This is a genomic window from Mannheimia massilioguelmaensis (genome assembly GCF_000940515.1).
Lineage (GTDB): Bacteria > Pseudomonadota > Gammaproteobacteria > Enterobacterales > Pasteurellaceae > Basfia > Basfia bettyae.
Map to the genome: position 1 here is coordinate 38,110 of NZ_CDQL01000004.1, position 15,787 is coordinate 53,896.

General features: G+C 36.3%; 13 protein-coding genes. 10 read left to right on the forward strand and 3 right to left on the reverse strand.

Going from position 1 to position 15,787, the window contains the following annotated elements:
- Positions 1-116 precede the first annotated feature (116 nt).
- Complete coding sequence (gene glnA / locus BN1226_RS01560) at positions 117-1,544, reverse strand: type I glutamate--ammonia ligase (RefSeq protein ID WP_044469693.1); 1,428 nt, start codon at positions 1,542-1,544, stop codon at positions 117-119.
- Between the two features lie 415 nt (positions 1,545-1,959).
- Between glnA and typA the strand changes: the two genes are divergently transcribed.
- Positions 1,960-3,807 carry a translational GTPase TypA gene (gene typA / locus BN1226_RS01565; RefSeq protein WP_044469694.1) on the forward strand — a complete coding sequence of 616 codons (1,848 nt, stop codon included), beginning with the start codon at positions 1,960-1,962 and terminating at the stop codon, positions 3,805-3,807.
- Positions 3,808-3,858: 51 nt separating this feature from the next.
- Here the strand turns inward: typA and bcp are convergent, their stop codons facing one another.
- Positions 3,859-4,326: a thioredoxin-dependent thiol peroxidase gene (gene bcp / locus BN1226_RS01570; protein ID WP_044469695.1), complete on the reverse strand. Its 468-nt coding sequence runs from the start codon at positions 4,324-4,326 to the stop codon at positions 3,859-3,861.
- Positions 4,327-4,447: 121 nt separating this feature from the next.
- Here bcp and dapA point away from each other — a divergent pair, with 121 nt between their 5' ends.
- Both dapA and dsdA read left to right on the forward strand, forming a co-directional pair.
- Entirely contained in the window at positions 4,448-5,344 is an 897-nt protein-coding gene (gene dapA / locus BN1226_RS01575; protein ID WP_044469696.1) for a 4-hydroxy-tetrahydrodipicolinate synthase, read from the forward strand.
- Positions 5,345-5,550: 206 nt separating this feature from the next.
- Positions 5,551-6,867, forward strand: coding sequence for a D-serine ammonia-lyase (gene dsdA, locus BN1226_RS01580; RefSeq protein WP_044469697.1), 1,317 nt, complete (start codon positions 5,551-5,553; stop codon positions 6,865-6,867).
- Between the two features lie 61 nt (positions 6,868-6,928).
- Here the strand turns inward: dsdA and BN1226_RS01585 are convergent, their stop codons facing one another.
- Positions 6,929-7,636 (reverse strand): tRNA1(Val) (adenine(37)-N6)-methyltransferase, encoded by a 708-nt coding sequence (locus BN1226_RS01585; RefSeq protein WP_044469936.1) that lies wholly within the window; start codon positions 7,634-7,636, stop codon positions 6,929-6,931.
- A 188-nt stretch (positions 7,637-7,824) separates the two neighbouring features.
- Here BN1226_RS01585 and secE point away from each other — a divergent pair, with 188 nt between their 5' ends.
- From secE to rpoB, 7 genes are all read left to right on the forward strand, one after another.
- On the forward strand, positions 7,825-8,238 hold the full coding sequence (secE, locus tag BN1226_RS01590; protein ID WP_044469698.1) for a preprotein translocase subunit SecE: 414 nt from the start codon (positions 7,825-7,827) through the stop codon (positions 8,236-8,238).
- A 1-nt stretch (position 8,239) separates the two neighbouring features.
- Positions 8,240-8,794 (forward strand): transcription termination/antitermination protein NusG, encoded by a 555-nt coding sequence (nusG, locus tag BN1226_RS01595; RefSeq protein WP_044469699.1) that lies wholly within the window; start codon positions 8,240-8,242, stop codon positions 8,792-8,794.
- 177 nt (positions 8,795-8,971) lie between these two features.
- A complete protein-coding gene (gene rplK / locus BN1226_RS01600; protein ID WP_005761367.1) occupies positions 8,972-9,400 on the forward strand; it encodes a 50S ribosomal protein L11 in 429 nt (142 codons plus the stop codon).
- Between the two features lie 3 nt (positions 9,401-9,403).
- Positions 9,404-10,093 (forward strand): 50S ribosomal protein L1, encoded by a 690-nt coding sequence (gene rplA, locus BN1226_RS01605; protein WP_044469700.1) that lies wholly within the window; start codon positions 9,404-9,406, stop codon positions 10,091-10,093.
- Between the two features lie 277 nt (positions 10,094-10,370).
- Positions 10,371-10,862 (forward strand): 50S ribosomal protein L10, encoded by a 492-nt coding sequence (rplJ, locus tag BN1226_RS01610; RefSeq protein WP_005761285.1) that lies wholly within the window; start codon positions 10,371-10,373, stop codon positions 10,860-10,862.
- A 57-nt stretch (positions 10,863-10,919) separates the two neighbouring features.
- Entirely contained in the window at positions 10,920-11,288 is a 369-nt protein-coding gene (gene rplL, locus BN1226_RS01615) for a 50S ribosomal protein L7/L12 (RefSeq protein WP_005761370.1), read from the forward strand.
- Positions 11,289-11,700: 412 nt separating this feature from the next.
- The gene (gene rpoB / locus BN1226_RS01620) at positions 11,701-15,729 is read left to right on the forward strand and encodes a DNA-directed RNA polymerase subunit beta (protein ID WP_044469701.1); all 4,029 of its coding nucleotides are present in this window, start codon (positions 11,701-11,703) and stop codon (positions 15,727-15,729) included.
- Positions 15,730-15,787 lie beyond the last annotated feature (58 nt).

The following is a 15,787-nucleotide window of genomic DNA, read 5'->3' on the forward strand; positions in this document are numbered from 1 at the left end:
CACTTTAAACCCTAAAGACTATTTATGTTGCTATGGTGTAATGCCGATAAACAAAAAGTGCGGTCTGAATTAGAAAAATTCTACCGCACTTTTTAAAGCCTAGTAACTGCTAACAATTAAGCATAATACATTTCAAATTCCACTGGGTGTGGAATCATATTTACACGTTCCACTTCTTTACGTTTGATATTGATAAAGGCTTCAATAAAATCCTTAGTAAATACATTACCTTGAACTAAGAATTCATGATCTGAAGCTAATGCATCTAATGCTTCACTTAATGAAGAGGCTACCGCAGGAATATCTTTTAATTCTTCAGGTGGTAAATCATATAAGTTTTTATCCATTGCATCACCAGGGTGGATTTTATTAGTAATACCATCAAGTCCAGCCATTAATAATGAAGCAAATGCTAAATATGGATTTGCTAATGGATCAGGAAAGCGAGCTTCAATACGAATCGCTTTTGGATTTGTCACCGCTGGAATACGAATTGATGCACTACGGTTACTTGCTGAGTAAGCTAATAACACAGGCGCTTCAAATCCAGGGACTAAACGTTTATATGAGTTAGTTGTTGGATTCGTAAAGGCATTTAATGCTTTTGCATGTTTAATGATACCACCGATAAAATAAAGGGCAGTATCAGATAAGCCCGCATATTTATCGCCTTGGAATACATTTTTTCCATCTTTACTTAATGAAATATTACAATGCATTCCTGAACCGTTATCGCCAGCAAATGGTTTTGGCATGAAGCAGGCTGTTTTACCATGTTTTAATGCGACATTTTGAACCACATATTTATAGATTTGTGTTTCATCTGCTTTTAAGGTTAAGGTATTAAATCTAGAGGCAATTTCATTTTGTCCCGCGGTTGCAACTTCATGATGATGAGCTTCAATGACTAAGCCCATTTCTTCTAAAATTAAGCACATTTCAGAACGAATATCATGAGAGCTATCTATTGGTGATACTGCACAATAGCCACCTTTTTTTAGTGGGCGATAACCATTATTACCATCTTCATAACGTCGATTAGTATTCCATACCGCTTCCGCATCATCAATTTTATAAGATACATTGTTTATATCTGTACTAAAACGAACATCATCAAATAAGAAGAATTCTGGTTCAGGCCCTAATAAAGCAGCATCAGCAATACCTGTTGATTTTAGATAGTTTTCTGCTCGAGTAGCAATAGAGCGAGGGTCACGATCATAACTTTGCATCGTATTTGGATCATATACACTGCAACGAATAGAAAGTGTAGTAATTTGAGCAAAAGGATCTATGACCGCTGTCTCTGGCATTGGCATTAAAAGCATATCCGCTTTGTTAATTGCTTTCCAACCTTCAACTGATGAGCCATCAAACATTTTTCCTTCTTCAAATAAATCTTCTAAATCATCAATGACTAAATTAACTGGCAAAGACACACCATGTTCTTTTCCCTTGATATCAGTAAAACGAAGAAGAACGAATTTTACATCGTTATCTTTGATGAGTTTTGCAACGTTTGAGATTGCACTCGTGTTTGCCATAGAATAGCTCCTATCTTGCTTATCTTGAGTAATGAAATACAATTAAAATTTTATTGGCTAAAATAGCATATTTTGCACAAAATACAATCGTTTGCAAAAAATAAATTTAATGAAGTTATTAATTATTTGAAAAATATTTATTATTATTTTATTTTTTTATAAAAATTAATATTAATTAACTATTTTTATTAAAATAAATATTGTTTTTATGTTGATTTATATGGAAAATTATCAATCACTAGCTAGTGGCTTAAAATATGCTTATTTTCAGTAACTACATTATTTAATAGCTCATTTAGGGAAAAAGTTGTATAATCTGCGACCTTTCGTAATTTATATCCTTTTTATATATAAGCAAGATACGAAATTCTTCGGATAAATTTCTTTATATTTTATACACATTAAGAACTCTCAAATGGCAGAATTAGATATTAATAAATTGCGTAATATCGCAATTATTGCTCACGTTGACCATGGTAAAACTACTCTCGTTGACAAGCTTTTACAACAATCAGGCACTTTAGACTCTACTCGTGGTGATTCAGATGAACGAGTGATGGACTCCAACGATCTTGAAAAAGAACGTGGTATCACAATTTTAGCAAAAAATACAGCAATCAATTGGAATGACTATCGTATCAACATCGTAGATACTCCGGGACATGCAGACTTCGGTGGTGAAGTAGAACGAGTATTATCAATGGTTGACTCAGTGTTATTAGTTGTAGATGCGTTTGATGGCCCAATGCCACAAACTCGTTTCGTCACCCAAAAAGCATTTGCTCATGGTTTAAAACCAATCGTTGTGATCAATAAAGTCGATCGTCCAGGTGCTCGTCCAGACTGGGTGGTTGACCAAGTTTTTGATTTATTTGTAAATTTAGGTGCAACGGATGAGCAATTAGACTTTCCTATCGTGTACGCTTCAGCATTAATGGGCGTCGCTGGTCCAGATCACGATCAACTGGCGGAAGATATGACACCATTGTTCGAAGCTATTGTAGAACATGTTGCACCGCCAGCGGTTGAATTAAATGCACCATTCCAAATGCAAATATCACAATTGGACTATAACAACTATGTTGGTGTTATTGGTATCGGTCGAATTAAACGTGGTACAGTAAAACCTAACCAATCAGTGACTATAATTGATAGTTTTGGTAAGACTCGTAACGGTAAAATTGGTCAAGTTCTAGGTCATTTAGGTTTACAACGTTATGAAGAAGATCTTGCTCAAGCAGGTGATATCGTTGCAATTACCGGTTTAGGTGAATTAAATATTTCAGATACTATTTGTGATATTAATGCCGTTGAAGCATTACCTGCATTAAGTGTTGATGAACCAACGGTAACGATGTTCTTCTGCGTAAATACCTCGCCATTCTGCGGTCAGGAAGGAAAATTTGTGACTTCTCGTCAAATTCTTGAACGTTTAAATAAAGAATTAGTACATAACGTAGCATTACGTGTTGAAGAAACCCCGAACCCAGATGAATTCCGTGTGTCTGGTCGTGGTGAATTGCATTTATCGGTATTAATCGAAAATATGCGTCGTGAAGGTTATGAATTAGCGGTATCACGCCCGAAAGTAATTTTCAAAGAAGAAAATGGTCATAAGCAAGAGCCGTTTGAACAAGTCACTATTGATATCGAAGAACAGCACCAAGGCGCCGTAATGGAAGCATTAGGTATTCGTAAAGGTGAAGTGAAAGATATGAGCCCTGATGGTAAAGGCCGTACTCGTTTAGAATATATTATTCCTGCACGTGGTTTAATTGGCTTCCGTAATGAATTTATGACAATGACTTCAGGTACTGGATTACTTTATTCAAGTTTCAGCCATTATGATGATGTAAAACCTGGTGAAATTGGTCAACGTAAAAACGGTGTATTAATTTCTAATGCAACAGGTAAAGCTCTTGCCTATGCATTATGGGGTTTACAAGAACGTGGTAAGTTAATGGCTGAACATGGTCAAGAAGTGTATGAGGGACAAATTATTGGTATTCATGCACGTTCAAATGACTTAACGGTTAACTGTTTACAAGGCAAAAAATTAACTAATATGCGCGCATCTGGTAAAGATGACGCTATCCAGTTAACTACACCAATTAAGTTAACTCTTGAGCAAGCGATTGAATTTATCGATGACGATGAATTAGTCGAGGTCACACCACAATCTATCCGTATTCGTAAAAAATTATTAACGGAATTAGATCGCCGTCGCTCAGTACGTACAACAACCAGTACAAGTACACATTAAGTTAAAATTTTAAGAAAAAATACCGCAGTTTAAAGTGCGGTATTTTTTTAGCTATTTTTGTTCTAAATAATTCAGAACTACTTCATGATGGTCTTTGGTTTTGAATTTATCAAAAACTTGCTCAATTCGACCTTGTTCATCAATTAAAAAACTAATACGGTGAATACCATCATAGACTTTTCCCATAAAGTTTTTTTCACCCCATACACCAAACTGCTCTGCTACTTGGTGATCTACATCAGATAATAATGTGAAATTTAATGCTTTTTTTTCAATAAAACGGGTTAATTGGCTTGGGGTATCAGGGCTGATTCCTAAAATGACTACGCCTAATTGCTCTAACTTGATTTTCGCATCACGTAGCCCACAAGCTTGAGTTGTACAGCCTGGAGTTAAAGCTTTTGGATAAAAATATACTAATACTTTTTTACCTTTAAGGGTTGATAAAGAAACTAGCTCATTATCTTGATTAGGTAGCGTAAACTGCGGTGCAAAATCCCCTATTTTTAAATGATTCATAATATTTATCCTAGAAATTTGATATGTGATATAAAATTACAAAAAATTACTTGCAAATTGTAACGATTTTGGAGAATCTAAACAAATAATAAAAAGCCTAAAACACAGTCGGAGAGATATTATGTCAGCAACACGTCCTTTATTTCATGGTAGTATCGTCGCATTAATTACGCCAATGAATAGCCATGGTGCTATTAATTATGATGAACTAAAAAATTTAGTTGAATATCACATAGCAAATGGTACACATGCGATTGTTTCTGTGGGAACAACGGGAGAGTCAGCTACATTAAGTGTTGATGAAAATATCAAAACTATCTTGAAAACAGTTGAGTTTGCAGCAGGTCGTATTCCAGTGATTGCTGGTGCAGGTGCAAATGCTACAAGTGAAGCCATCACGATGACTAAATTATTAAACGGTAGCGGAGTTGCAGGTTGCTTGTCTGTAGTACCTTATTACAATAAACCTACTCAAGAAGGTATGTATCAACATTTTAAAGCTATTGCTGAATCTACAGATCTTCCACAAATTTTGTATAACGTCCCAGGCCGTACAGGGAGCGATATGAAACCAGAGACGATAGCCCGTTTAGCAAAAATTAAAAATATCGTTGCTGTCAAAGAAGCCACAGGTGATGTTAGCCGTGTTAAGCAAATTAAAGAATTAGCTGGTGATGATTTTATTTTCTTAAGTGGCGATGATGCGACAGGATTAGAAAGTATAAAATTAGGTGGACAGGGTGTAATTTCTGTGACAAATAATATTGCTGCTCGTGATATGTCCAGAATGTGTGAACTAGCAATGGCAGGCAATTTTACTGAAGCAGAAATGATCAATCAACGTTTAAGCCCGTTACATAAAGATCTATTTATAGAGGGCAACCCAATTCCTGTCAAATGGGCTGCTTATAAATTAGGTCTAATCAAAACTCCAACACTACGTTTACCATTAACTACATTAAGCGAATCAGCACAGCCTACGGTATTATCCGCATTAAAATCTGCTGGCTTACTTTAGTCATTAATGATCTTAATTTAATGATTATTTACATAGTTTAAATGGGCTGATTTTTTGTACTAAATAACAGCCCTTTTTATTTTAATACGATATCAAGATTACATTGTTGTAATATTCTTTTCCATTCCATTAGAAATAGAATTACCATTTTCAGCTAGTTTGGGGCTGTGTTAAGTTATTATCTTATTTGAGATTGATAGGAAAAAATGAATATAAGAAAATTAACAACAAAATTTCCATTGTTAAAAAAATTAATTAATCTAGAAGAAGTAACTTGGTTTAATCCTAATATTACTTCATATGCAGAAGGTTTGCCTTTTGTCACTTTAACACAAGAGGATAGTAATGATGCAGCCAAACGTTTAAAACGTTTTGCTCCATATATTTGCGAGGCTTTTCCTGAAACAAAAATAACCAATGGGATTATTGAATCAGAAATTGTTGAAATTCCACAAATGAAGCTAGCACTTGAACAACGTTATAACACGCCTATTACAGGGCGATTAATGTTGAAGAAGGATAGCCATTTACCTATTTCTGGCTCTATAAAAGCAAGAGGGGGTATTTATGAAGTGCTAGCTCATGCTGAAAAATTAGCGATAGAGCATGGATTACTTTCTAAATCAGATGATTATGCTATTTTATTTTCAGAGAAGTTTAAAACCTTCTTTAGTCAATTTAGTATTGCTGTGGGGTCAACAGGAAATTTAGGTTTATCTATTGGCATTATGAGTGCAAAACTTGGTTTTAAGGTGAGTGTTCATATGTCAGCCGATGCTCGAGAATGGAAAAAACAACGACTACGTGAAAATGGTGTCAATGTTGTTGAATATGCACAAGATTATAGTGTAGCAGTTGCACAAGGGCGTGAGGCAGCAAAAAATGATCCAACTTGTTTCTTCATTGATGATGAAAACTCTAAAACTTTATTTCTCGGTTATTCTGTAGCGGGTCAGAGATTAAAGCAACAATTTGCAGAAAAAGCGATTGTTGTTGATAAACAGCACCCATTATTTGTGTATTTACCTTGTGGTGTAGGTGGTGGACCTGGAGGCGTTGCGTTTGGTTTGAAGCTTGCTTTTGGTGATAATGTACATTGTATTTTTGCTGAACCTACTCATTCTCCTTGCATGCTATTAGGTGTTTATACTGGATTACATGATCAAATTTCTGTACAAGATATTGGTATTGATAATATTACGGCAGCTGATGGTTTAGCCGTTGGACGAGCTTCAGGATTTGTCGGGCGTGCGATGGAAAGACTAATTGATGGCTATTATACTATTAGCGATCAAGAAATGTATGATTTACTTAGTTTATTAAATAAAACAGAAAATATTAAGTTAGAGCCATCGGCATTATCAGCTATGGTAGGTGCTGTTCGTATGCAAAATAAAGAATATTTACAGCGGATGCAATTTTCTGAATCTCAATTAAAGAATGGGACTCATGTTGTTTGGGCAACTGGTGGTGGAATGGTCCCTGAGGATGAAATGGAAAAATATTTAAGTTTGGGAAACTAAAAATTTTCTAAAAACTAACCGCACTTTAGCTGAAATTGAGGAAAATAAGGTGCGGTTTTTATTAAAATTTTAAGTAAAACGCTTTAGTGAGCTGAATAAACTCCTCTGTATATTGATTTTGTTCATCATAAATAGTCAATTGACTCATTTTGGTTTCACAAGGTTGCGGAGTAAAGGATAGTAGTAATCGATTTGGCTTTTTCCCTTTTTTAGTAATTACTTCACAACAAGCCGCACAATAAAGTGCGGTTTGTTTTTGTAAAATTTTTCCTTCTGTATAAGGTAATATAAAATGAATCAGCCCATTTTCATTTAATAAGTTATGACAATGTTCTAACCAACTAAGATGATTGAGTGTTGATGTATAACGGGCAGTCTTACGTTGTTGATCACGACAGTTTACACCTTGTTTAAAGTACGGTGGATTAGAAACAATAACATCAAATTTTTGTGAACAGGTTTTATCAAAATAGATGAGATCTTGATGGAAAACTTGAATTTTTTCATGCCAAGGCGAATTCTGAACATTTTCTATTGCTTGTAAATAAGCTGCTTTATCGATTTCAATTGCAGTAACTTGAGCGTCTTTGGAGCTACGTTGAGCAAGCATAATCGCCACCAATCCAGTACCAGTTCCTACATCAAGAAATTGTGTTCCTGATAATTTTGCCCATGCACCTAATAAAATGCCATCGGTACCGACTTTCATGGCACAATGATCATGATTGATATAAAATTGTTTAAAAGTGAAATCTGGTTTTTTTGTCATCATCGGGATTAGTTATTAAAACAGAAAAGTTATTTTAAAAGATTATTGTCTGAGTACCAAATTCTTATTTATTCCGTAAAAAATCTACTGTTAACTGCATAATTTAATATGAAAGATCAAAATTAAATGCTACAATCACGCGTTCAAAAAGATGTCCTAAATTTTTAAATTGGATTTATGAGTTAATTATGGCTTTAGAAATCGAGAAAAATAAGAAAAATGCTCCTGAACAAGTTGAGCAACAATCAAAAGGGTTAAATACTCTTTTATGGGTGGCTGTAGTTGTTGTAATTATCGCAGCGGCAATCGGTAATGTTTACTTTGCAGAACAATTTTCAACAGCAGTACGTGTGGTTGGTGTGGTTGTTTTATTAGCGGTTGCATTAGGTTTAGCTGCGTTAACCAGCCAAGGTAAAAAAGCATTAGCATTCTTCAGCGAGTCACGAACAGAATTAAGAAGAATTGTGTGGCCTACGCGTCCAGAAGCAATGCAAACAACATTAATTGTGATTGGTGTTACGGTATTAACTTCACTAATTTTATGGGGATTCGATAGTATTATCGTATCAATCATTAATTTCTTAACAGATTTGAGATTCTAAGATGACAGAAACAGCTGCACCTAAAAAACGTTGGTATGTGTTGCAAGCGTTTTCAGGCTTTGAAGGTCGTGTTGCAACCACATTACGTGAATATATCAAGCTAAACCAAATGGAAGATCAATTTGGCGAAGTATTAGTTCCAACTGAAGAAGTTGTTGAAAATGTTGCTGGTAAGCGCCGTAAAAGTGAACGTAAGTATTTCCCAGGCTATGTTTTGGTTGAAATGGAAATGAATGATGATACATGGCATTTAGTGCGTAGTGTTCCTCGTGTTATGGGCTTTATTGGTGGTACACCAGATAAACCAGCGCCAATTACAAAGCGTGAAGCTGATATGATTTTAAATCGCTTAGAACAAAATAGCGATAAGCCACGTCCAAAAACTACTTTTCAGCCTGGTGAAGAAGTTCGCGTTACTGAAGGTCCATTTGCAGACTTTAATGGTACGGTTGAAGAAGTTGATTACGAGAAAAGCCGTGTTAAAGTGTCAGTTTCAATTTTTGGTCGAGCAACGCCAGTTGAGCTTGAATTTGGTCAAGTTGAAAAAGCAAATTAATTTTGTGACGTACTATGTATGATATTTCATATAAAGTGCGGTGAAAAATTTTGAAGTTTTGAATATTCAAAGCTTGAAAAATAGGCAGTATTTAATTAAAATGCAGCCCTTTTTATACGAAAGTAAACAGGGGAGCTAGATTTCTAGCGATACTACCCATTCATTAAGGAAACTAAAATGGCAAAAAAAGTACAAGCCTACGTTAAGTTGCAAGTTGCAGCGGGTATGGCTAACCCATCACCACCAGTTGGTCCTGCATTAGGTCAACAAGGTGTGAATATCATGGAATTCTGTAAAGCATTCAACGCAAAAACTGAAAGCATTGAAAAAGGTTTACCAATTCCTGTAGTTATCACAGTTTATGCTGACCGTTCATTCACATTTGTGACTAAAACTCCTCCTGCAGCTGTATTATTGAAAAAAGCAGCGGGTGTTAAATCTGGTTCAGGTAAACCTAACAAAGATAAAGTGGGTAAAGTAACTCGTGACCAAGTTCGTCAAATTGCTGAAACTAAAGCAGCTGACATGACTGGTGCAACTATCGAAACTAAAATGAAATCTATTGAAGGTACTGCGCGTTCAATGGGTTTGGTAGTGGAGGACTAATCAATGGCTAAACTTACCAAACGTATGAAAGCAATCCAAGCTGGTGTTGATTCAACTAAAGCATATGAAATCAATGAAGCTATTGCAGTATTAAAACAATTTGCAACAGCGAAATTTGACGAAAGCGTAGATGTAGCGGTTAACTTAGGTATTGATCCTCGTAAATCAGACCAAAACGTTCGTGGTGCAACAGTGCTACCAAACGGTACAGGTCGTACAGTACGTGTTGCGGTATTTACACAAGGTGCTAATGCAGATGCTGCTAAAGAAGCTGGTGCTGATTTAGTCGGTATGGAAGACTTAGCTGAACAAGTTAAGAAAGGTGAAATGAACTTCGACGTTGTTATTGCCTCTCCAGATGCAATGCGTGTTGTTGGTCAATTAGGTCAAGTATTAGGTCCACGTGGTTTAATGCCAAACCCTAAAGTTGGTACAGTAACTCCAAACGTTGCAGATGCAGTTAAAAATGCTAAATCAGGTCAGATCCGTTACCGTAATGATAAAAATGGTATCATCCATACTACTATCGGTAAAGCAAGTTTCTCAGCTGAAGCATTAACGCAAAACTTACAAGCGTTATTAGTAGCATTAAATAAAGCTAAACCAACGACAGCTAAAGGTATTTTCATCAAGAAAGTAAGCATCTCTACTACTATGGGTGCTGGCGTACAAGTTGATCAAAGCAGCTTATAATTTACGTTAAACCTTTACAAAGGCATAGATTATACTTATAATTCTGTGCCTTATTTTGCGAAACTTCGCAAAACAATTTTCTGGTTGGTGCTTGACCTTATTCAAGCCCCGTCCAAGACCGTAGGGGAATGTAGTCGTTCTTAATTATCCTACGTAGATGGTGAACAGACAGAGTAAGAAATTTTCTGCTTCTGTACACCGAAGTCGTCCTAATATGCAGTTTATATTAGGTAATTTAATTCTGAGAAATCAGAGTGTATTCAGGAGCTAAAAGCCAATGGCATTAAATCTTCAAGACAAACAAGCAATTGTTGCTGAAGTAAATGAAGCAGCCAAAGGTGCCCTTTCAGCAGTAATCGCAGATTCTCGCGGTGTGACTGTTGATAAAATGACTGAGTTACGTAAAACAGCTCGTGAAGCTGGCGTTTCAATGCGCGTTGTTCGTAATACTTTATTACGTCGTGCAGTTGAAGGTACAGAATTCGAATGTTTAAAAGATGCGTTTACTGGTCCAACACTTATCGCATTCTCTAACGAACACCCAGGTGCAGCAGCACGTTTATTATCTGCGTTCGCTAAAGAAAACGATTTGTTTGAAATTAAAGGTGCAGCCTTTGAAGGTAAAATCCAAGATGTTAATTTCTTGGCTACATTACCAACTTACGACGAAGCGATTGCACGTTTAATGGGTACAATGAAAGAAGCTGCGGCTGGCAAACTTGTACGCACTATTGCGGCATTACGCGACAAATTACAAGAAGCTGCTTAATTTTTAATAAGCACTTCTTAACTCGTTTAACTTTATTTACATTAGGAATTGATTGTCATGTCATTAACTAACGAACAAATCATTGAAGCAATTGCTTCTAAATCAGTGTCAGAAATCGTTGAATTAATTACAGCGATGGAAGAAAAATTCGGTGTTTCAGCAGCAGCATTAGCAGCAGCTCCAGCAGCAGGTGGCGCAGCAGCAGAAGAAGAAAAAACTGAATTCAACGTAGTTCTTAAAGCCGCTGGTGCTAACAAAGTTGCTGTAATCAAAGCAGTACGTGGTGCAACAGGCTTAGGCTTAAAAGAAGCTAAAGATTTAGTTGAATCAGCTCCAGCTAACTTAAAAGAAGGCGTTTCTAAAGAAGAAGCTGAAGCATTGAAAAAAGAATTAGAAGAAGCTGGTGCAGAAGTAGAAATCAAATAATTTTTGATTTAGCTTTTTGCCTAATTTCAGGTCTAAATAAGCCCCGATGGAGACATTGGGGCTCATTTTTTAATGTATTTGCTTTTGCAAAAAATTCTGGTTTTTTATTGATAAAAATTAACCAAAACGTTATAATTAACGACCATTTAAAAAATGATGCTGATAATGGAATATTATCGGCATTTTGTGTTCTCTTAAAAACACAAAATCACCGTTTGATTGCAAAAAAATTAAGCTAAATTAAGCTGTTAGCTTAATGCAATCCGCTCATCAGAAGTAAGGTTCAGAGTGCGGTATCTAGCAAACGGATCAAAACATTGATATAAAATTTTCTGAATTTAGACCGCACTTCTTTTGTGTGGTGGAAAATTTGTGTCAAATCGGTCTCACTAAAAATTACAGAGGAAAACCAATGGGTTACTCCTATACTGAGAAAAAACGTATCCGTAAAGACTTTGGTAAACGTCCACAAGTTTTGAACGTACCTTATTTATTAACAATTCAATTAGATTCTTTTGAAAAATTTATTCAAAGAGATCCTGAAGGTCAGCAGGGTTTAGAAGCTGCATTTCGTTCAGTTTTTCCTATCGTCAGTAATAACGGTAGTACTGAATTACAATATGTGAGCTATAAGCTTGGCGAGCCTGTATTTGATGTTCGTGAATGCCAAATTCGTGGCACAACATATGCTGCACCATTGCGTGTTAACTTGCGTTTAGTAAGTTATGATCGTGATGCTGCACCTGGTACCATTAAAGATATTAAAGAACAAGATGTTTATATGGGTGAAATCCCATTAATGACAGATAATGGTACTTTTGTGATCAATGGTACTGAGCGAGTTATCGTATCACAATTACATCGTAGTCCTGGTGTATTCTTCGATTCTGACAAAGGTAAAACCCACTCTTCTGGTAAAGTGCTTTATAACGCACGTATCATTCCTTATCGTGGTTCTTGGTTAGACTTTGAATTTGATCCGAAAGATAACTTATTTGCTCGTATCGACCGCCGTCGTAAATTACCTGCAACTATTATTTTACGTGCTTTAGGCTATACGACTGAAGAAATTTTAGATTTATTCTTCGAAAAAATTTCATTTGAAATTCAAGATAACAAATTATTAATGGCATTAGTGCCTGAGCGTTTACGTGGTGAAACCGCATCATTTGATATTGAAGCAAATGGTAAAGTTTATGTAGAACGTGGTCGCCGTATTACTGCGCGTCATATTCGTGCATTAGAAAAAGATAATGTTACGCAAATTGATGTGCCAACTGAATATATCGTTGGTAAAGTATCTGCTAAAGATTATGTTGATTTAGAATCAGGTGAATTGATTTGCCCTGCTAATATGGAGATTTCTTTAGAAATTTTAGCAAAATTAGCACAAGCTGGTTATACATCAATCGAAACATTATTCACGAATGATTTAGATTTTGGTCCGTACATTTCTGAAACTTTACGTGTGGATCCATCTAATGACCGCTTAAGTGCACTAGTTGAAATCTATCGTATGATGCGTCCTGGTGAACCACCTACGAAAGAAGCTGCAGAAGCATTATTTGATAACTTATTCTTCTCTCAAGAACGTTATGATTTATCTGCGGTAGGTCGTATGAAATTTAATCGCTCTTTAGATATTGATGAAGTTGCTGGATCAGGCGTGCTAAGTAAAGAAGATATCGTAAGTGTGATGAAAAAACTTATTGATATTCGTAATGGTCGTGGAGAAGTGGATGATATCGACCATTTAGGTAACCGTCGTATTCGTTCTGTTGGTGAAATGGCAGAGAACCAATTCCGTATTGGTTTAGTTCGTGTTGAACGAGCGGTTAAAGAACGTTTATCTTTAGGTGATTTAGATGCAATTACACCGCAAGATTTAATCAATGCGAAACCTGTTTCAGCTGCCGTGAAAGAATTCTTTGGTTCTTCACAACTTTCACAATTCATGGATCAAAATAACCCATTATCAGAAGTAACACATAAACGTCGTATTTCTGCATTAGGTCCTGGTGGTTTAACTCGTGAGCGTGCGGGTTTTGAAGTTCGAGATGTACACCCAACTCATTATGGTCGTGTGTGTCCAATCGAAACGCCTGAAGGTCCAAATATCGGTTTGATTAACTCACTTTCTGTGTATGCGCGTACCAATAACTATGGTTTCTTAGAAACACCATATCGTAAAGTGGTGAATGGTCAAGTTACAGAAGAAATTGAGTATTTGTCTGCAATTGAAGAAGGTAACTATGTAATTGCACAGGCAAATTCAAGTTTAGATGACGAGCTTCGTTTTACTGATGCGTTTGTTACTTGTCGTGGTGAACATGGTGAGTCAGGTTTATACCGACCAGAAGAAATCCATTATATGGATGTTTCTCCACAACAGGTTGTGTCTGTTGCCGCAGCGTTAATTCCGTTCTTAGAACATGACGATGCTAACCGTGCGTTAATGGGTGCGAACATGCAACGTCAAGCAGTTCCAACATTACGTTCGGATAAACCATTAGTTGGTACTGGTATGGAAAAACCAATTGCACTTGACTCAGGTGTAGCGGTTGTTGCTAAACGTGGCGGTACTATTCAGTATGTTGATGCATCACGCATTGTAGTTAAAGTTAATGAAGACGAGACTATCCCAGGTGAAGCAGGTATTGATATTTATAACTTAATTAAATATACCCGTTCAAACCAAAATACTTGTATCAACCAAATTCCTTGTGTGAACTTGGGTGAGCCGATTGGACGTGGGGAAGTACTTGCTGATGGACCATCAACAGACTTAGGTGAACTTGCACTTGGTCAAAATATCCGCGTAGCATTCATGCCTTGGAATGGTTATAACTTTGAAGACTCAATGTTAGTGTCAGAACGTGTTGTACAACAAGACCGTTTTACCACCATTCATATTCAAGAATTATCTTGTGTAGCTCGTGATACTAAACTTGGTGCAGAAGAAATTACCGCAGATATTCCTAACGTGGGAGAAACTGCATTAAGCAAACTTGATGAATCAGGTATTGTGTATGTAGGTGCTGAAGTAAAAGGTGGGGATATTCTTGTAGGTAAAGTTACTCCTAAAGGTGAAACACAATTAACACCAGAAGAAAAATTATTACGTGCAATCTTTGGTGAAAAAGCATCTGATGTAAAAGATTCTTCATTACGTGTACCAAATAGTGTTTCAGGTACAGTTATTGATGTTCAAGTGTTTACTCGTGATGGCGTAGAAAAAGATAAACGCGCGCTAGAAATCGAAGAAATGCAATTAAAAGAAGCGAAGAAAGACATTGCTGAAGAGTTAGAAATCTTAGAAGCTGGTTTGTTCTCTCGTGTTCGTAATCTTTTAATTGATAGCGGCATTGATGCTAAAAACTTAGATAATATGGCTCGTGTACAATGGTTAGAACAATCATTATCAGATGAAGCTAAACAAAATCAATTAGAACAACTTGCAGAACAATACGAAGAATTACGTAAAGACTTCGAACATAAATTAGAAGTTAAACGTGGCAAGATCATTCAAGGTGATGATTTAGCACCAGGTGTATTAAAAGTTGTTAAAGTGTATCTTGCGGTGAAACGTCGTATTCAACCAGGGGATAAAATGGCAGGTCGTCATGGTAACAAAGGGGTTATCTCAAAAATTAACCCTGTTGAAGACATGCCATACGATGAAAATGGTCAACCAGTTGAAATCGTATTAAACCCATTGGGCGTACCTTCTCGTATGAATATCGGTCAGATCCTAGAAACTCACTTAGGTTTAGCTGCTAAAGGTATCGGTGAACAAATTAACCGTATGCTGAAAGAAAAACAAGAGATTGAGAAACTTCGTGGATACATCCAAAAAGCATATGACTTAGGTGGCGGTTCACAAAAAGTTGATTTAAATACCTTCACAGATGAAGAAGTAATGCGTTTAGCACAAAACTTACGTAAAGGTATGCCTCTTGCAACACCTGTATTTGATGGTGCAGAAGAGCAAGAAATTAAAGGCTTATTAGAATTAGGTGGCTTACCGACTTCAGGTCAAATTACCTTATATGATGGCCGTACAGGTGAAAAATTTGAACGTCCTGTAACTGTTGGTTACATGTATATGCTCAAATTAAATCACTTAGTTGATGACAAAATGCATGCTCGTTCAACTGGCTCTTATAGTCTTGTTACACAACAACCATTGGGTGGTAAAGCACAATTCGGTGGTCAACGTTTCGGTGAGATGGAGGTATGGGCATTAGAAGCATATGGTGCTGCATATACGTTACAAGAAATGTTAACTGTAAAATCCGATGATGTGAACGGCCGTACGAAGATGTATAAGAACATTGTGAGCGGTACTCACCAAATGGATCCAGGTACTCCAGAATCCTTCAATGTAATCATGAAAGAGATTCGTTCATTGGGTATCAATATTGACTTAGATGAAGATTAATTCACCTCTAAATCAATAAGTGAAAGTAAGTGCAAGTGCGGTAAAATTTTCTTAATTT

What these genes read in the sequence shown, in the direction of transcription:
- rplK (WP_005761367.1), top strand. Translation starts at nt 8,972, where the DNA reads ATGGCAAAAAAAGTACAAGCCTACGTTAAGTTGCAAGTTGCAGCGGGT.
- secE (WP_044469698.1), top strand. Translation starts at nt 7,825, where the DNA reads ATGGCTTTAGAAATCGAGAAAAATAAGAAAAATGCTCCTGAACAAGTT.
- bcp (WP_044469695.1), bottom strand. Translation starts at nt 4,326, where the DNA reads ATGAATCATTTAAAAATAGGGGATTTTGCACCGCAGTTTACGCTACCT.
- BN1226_RS01585 (WP_044469936.1), bottom strand. Translation starts at nt 7,636, where the DNA reads ATGACAAAAAAACCAGATTTCACTTTTAAACAATTTTATATCAATCAT.
- dapA (WP_044469696.1), top strand. Translation starts at nt 4,448, where the DNA reads ATGTCAGCAACACGTCCTTTATTTCATGGTAGTATCGTCGCATTAATT.
- rpoB (WP_044469701.1), top strand. Translation starts at nt 11,701, where the DNA reads ATGGGTTACTCCTATACTGAGAAAAAACGTATCCGTAAAGACTTTGGT.
- rplA (WP_044469700.1), top strand. Translation starts at nt 9,404, where the DNA reads ATGGCTAAACTTACCAAACGTATGAAAGCAATCCAAGCTGGTGTTGAT.
- rplJ (WP_005761285.1), top strand. Translation starts at nt 10,371, where the DNA reads ATGGCATTAAATCTTCAAGACAAACAAGCAATTGTTGCTGAAGTAAAT.
- typA (WP_044469694.1), top strand. Translation starts at nt 1,960, where the DNA reads ATGGCAGAATTAGATATTAATAAATTGCGTAATATCGCAATTATTGCT.
- nusG (WP_044469699.1), top strand. Translation starts at nt 8,240, where the DNA reads ATGACAGAAACAGCTGCACCTAAAAAACGTTGGTATGTGTTGCAAGCG.
- glnA (WP_044469693.1), bottom strand. Translation starts at nt 1,544, where the DNA reads ATGGCAAACACGAGTGCAATCTCAAACGTTGCAAAACTCATCAAAGAT.
- dsdA (WP_044469697.1), top strand. Translation starts at nt 5,551, where the DNA reads ATGAATATAAGAAAATTAACAACAAAATTTCCATTGTTAAAAAAATTA.
- rplL (WP_005761370.1), top strand. Translation starts at nt 10,920, where the DNA reads ATGTCATTAACTAACGAACAAATCATTGAAGCAATTGCTTCTAAATCA.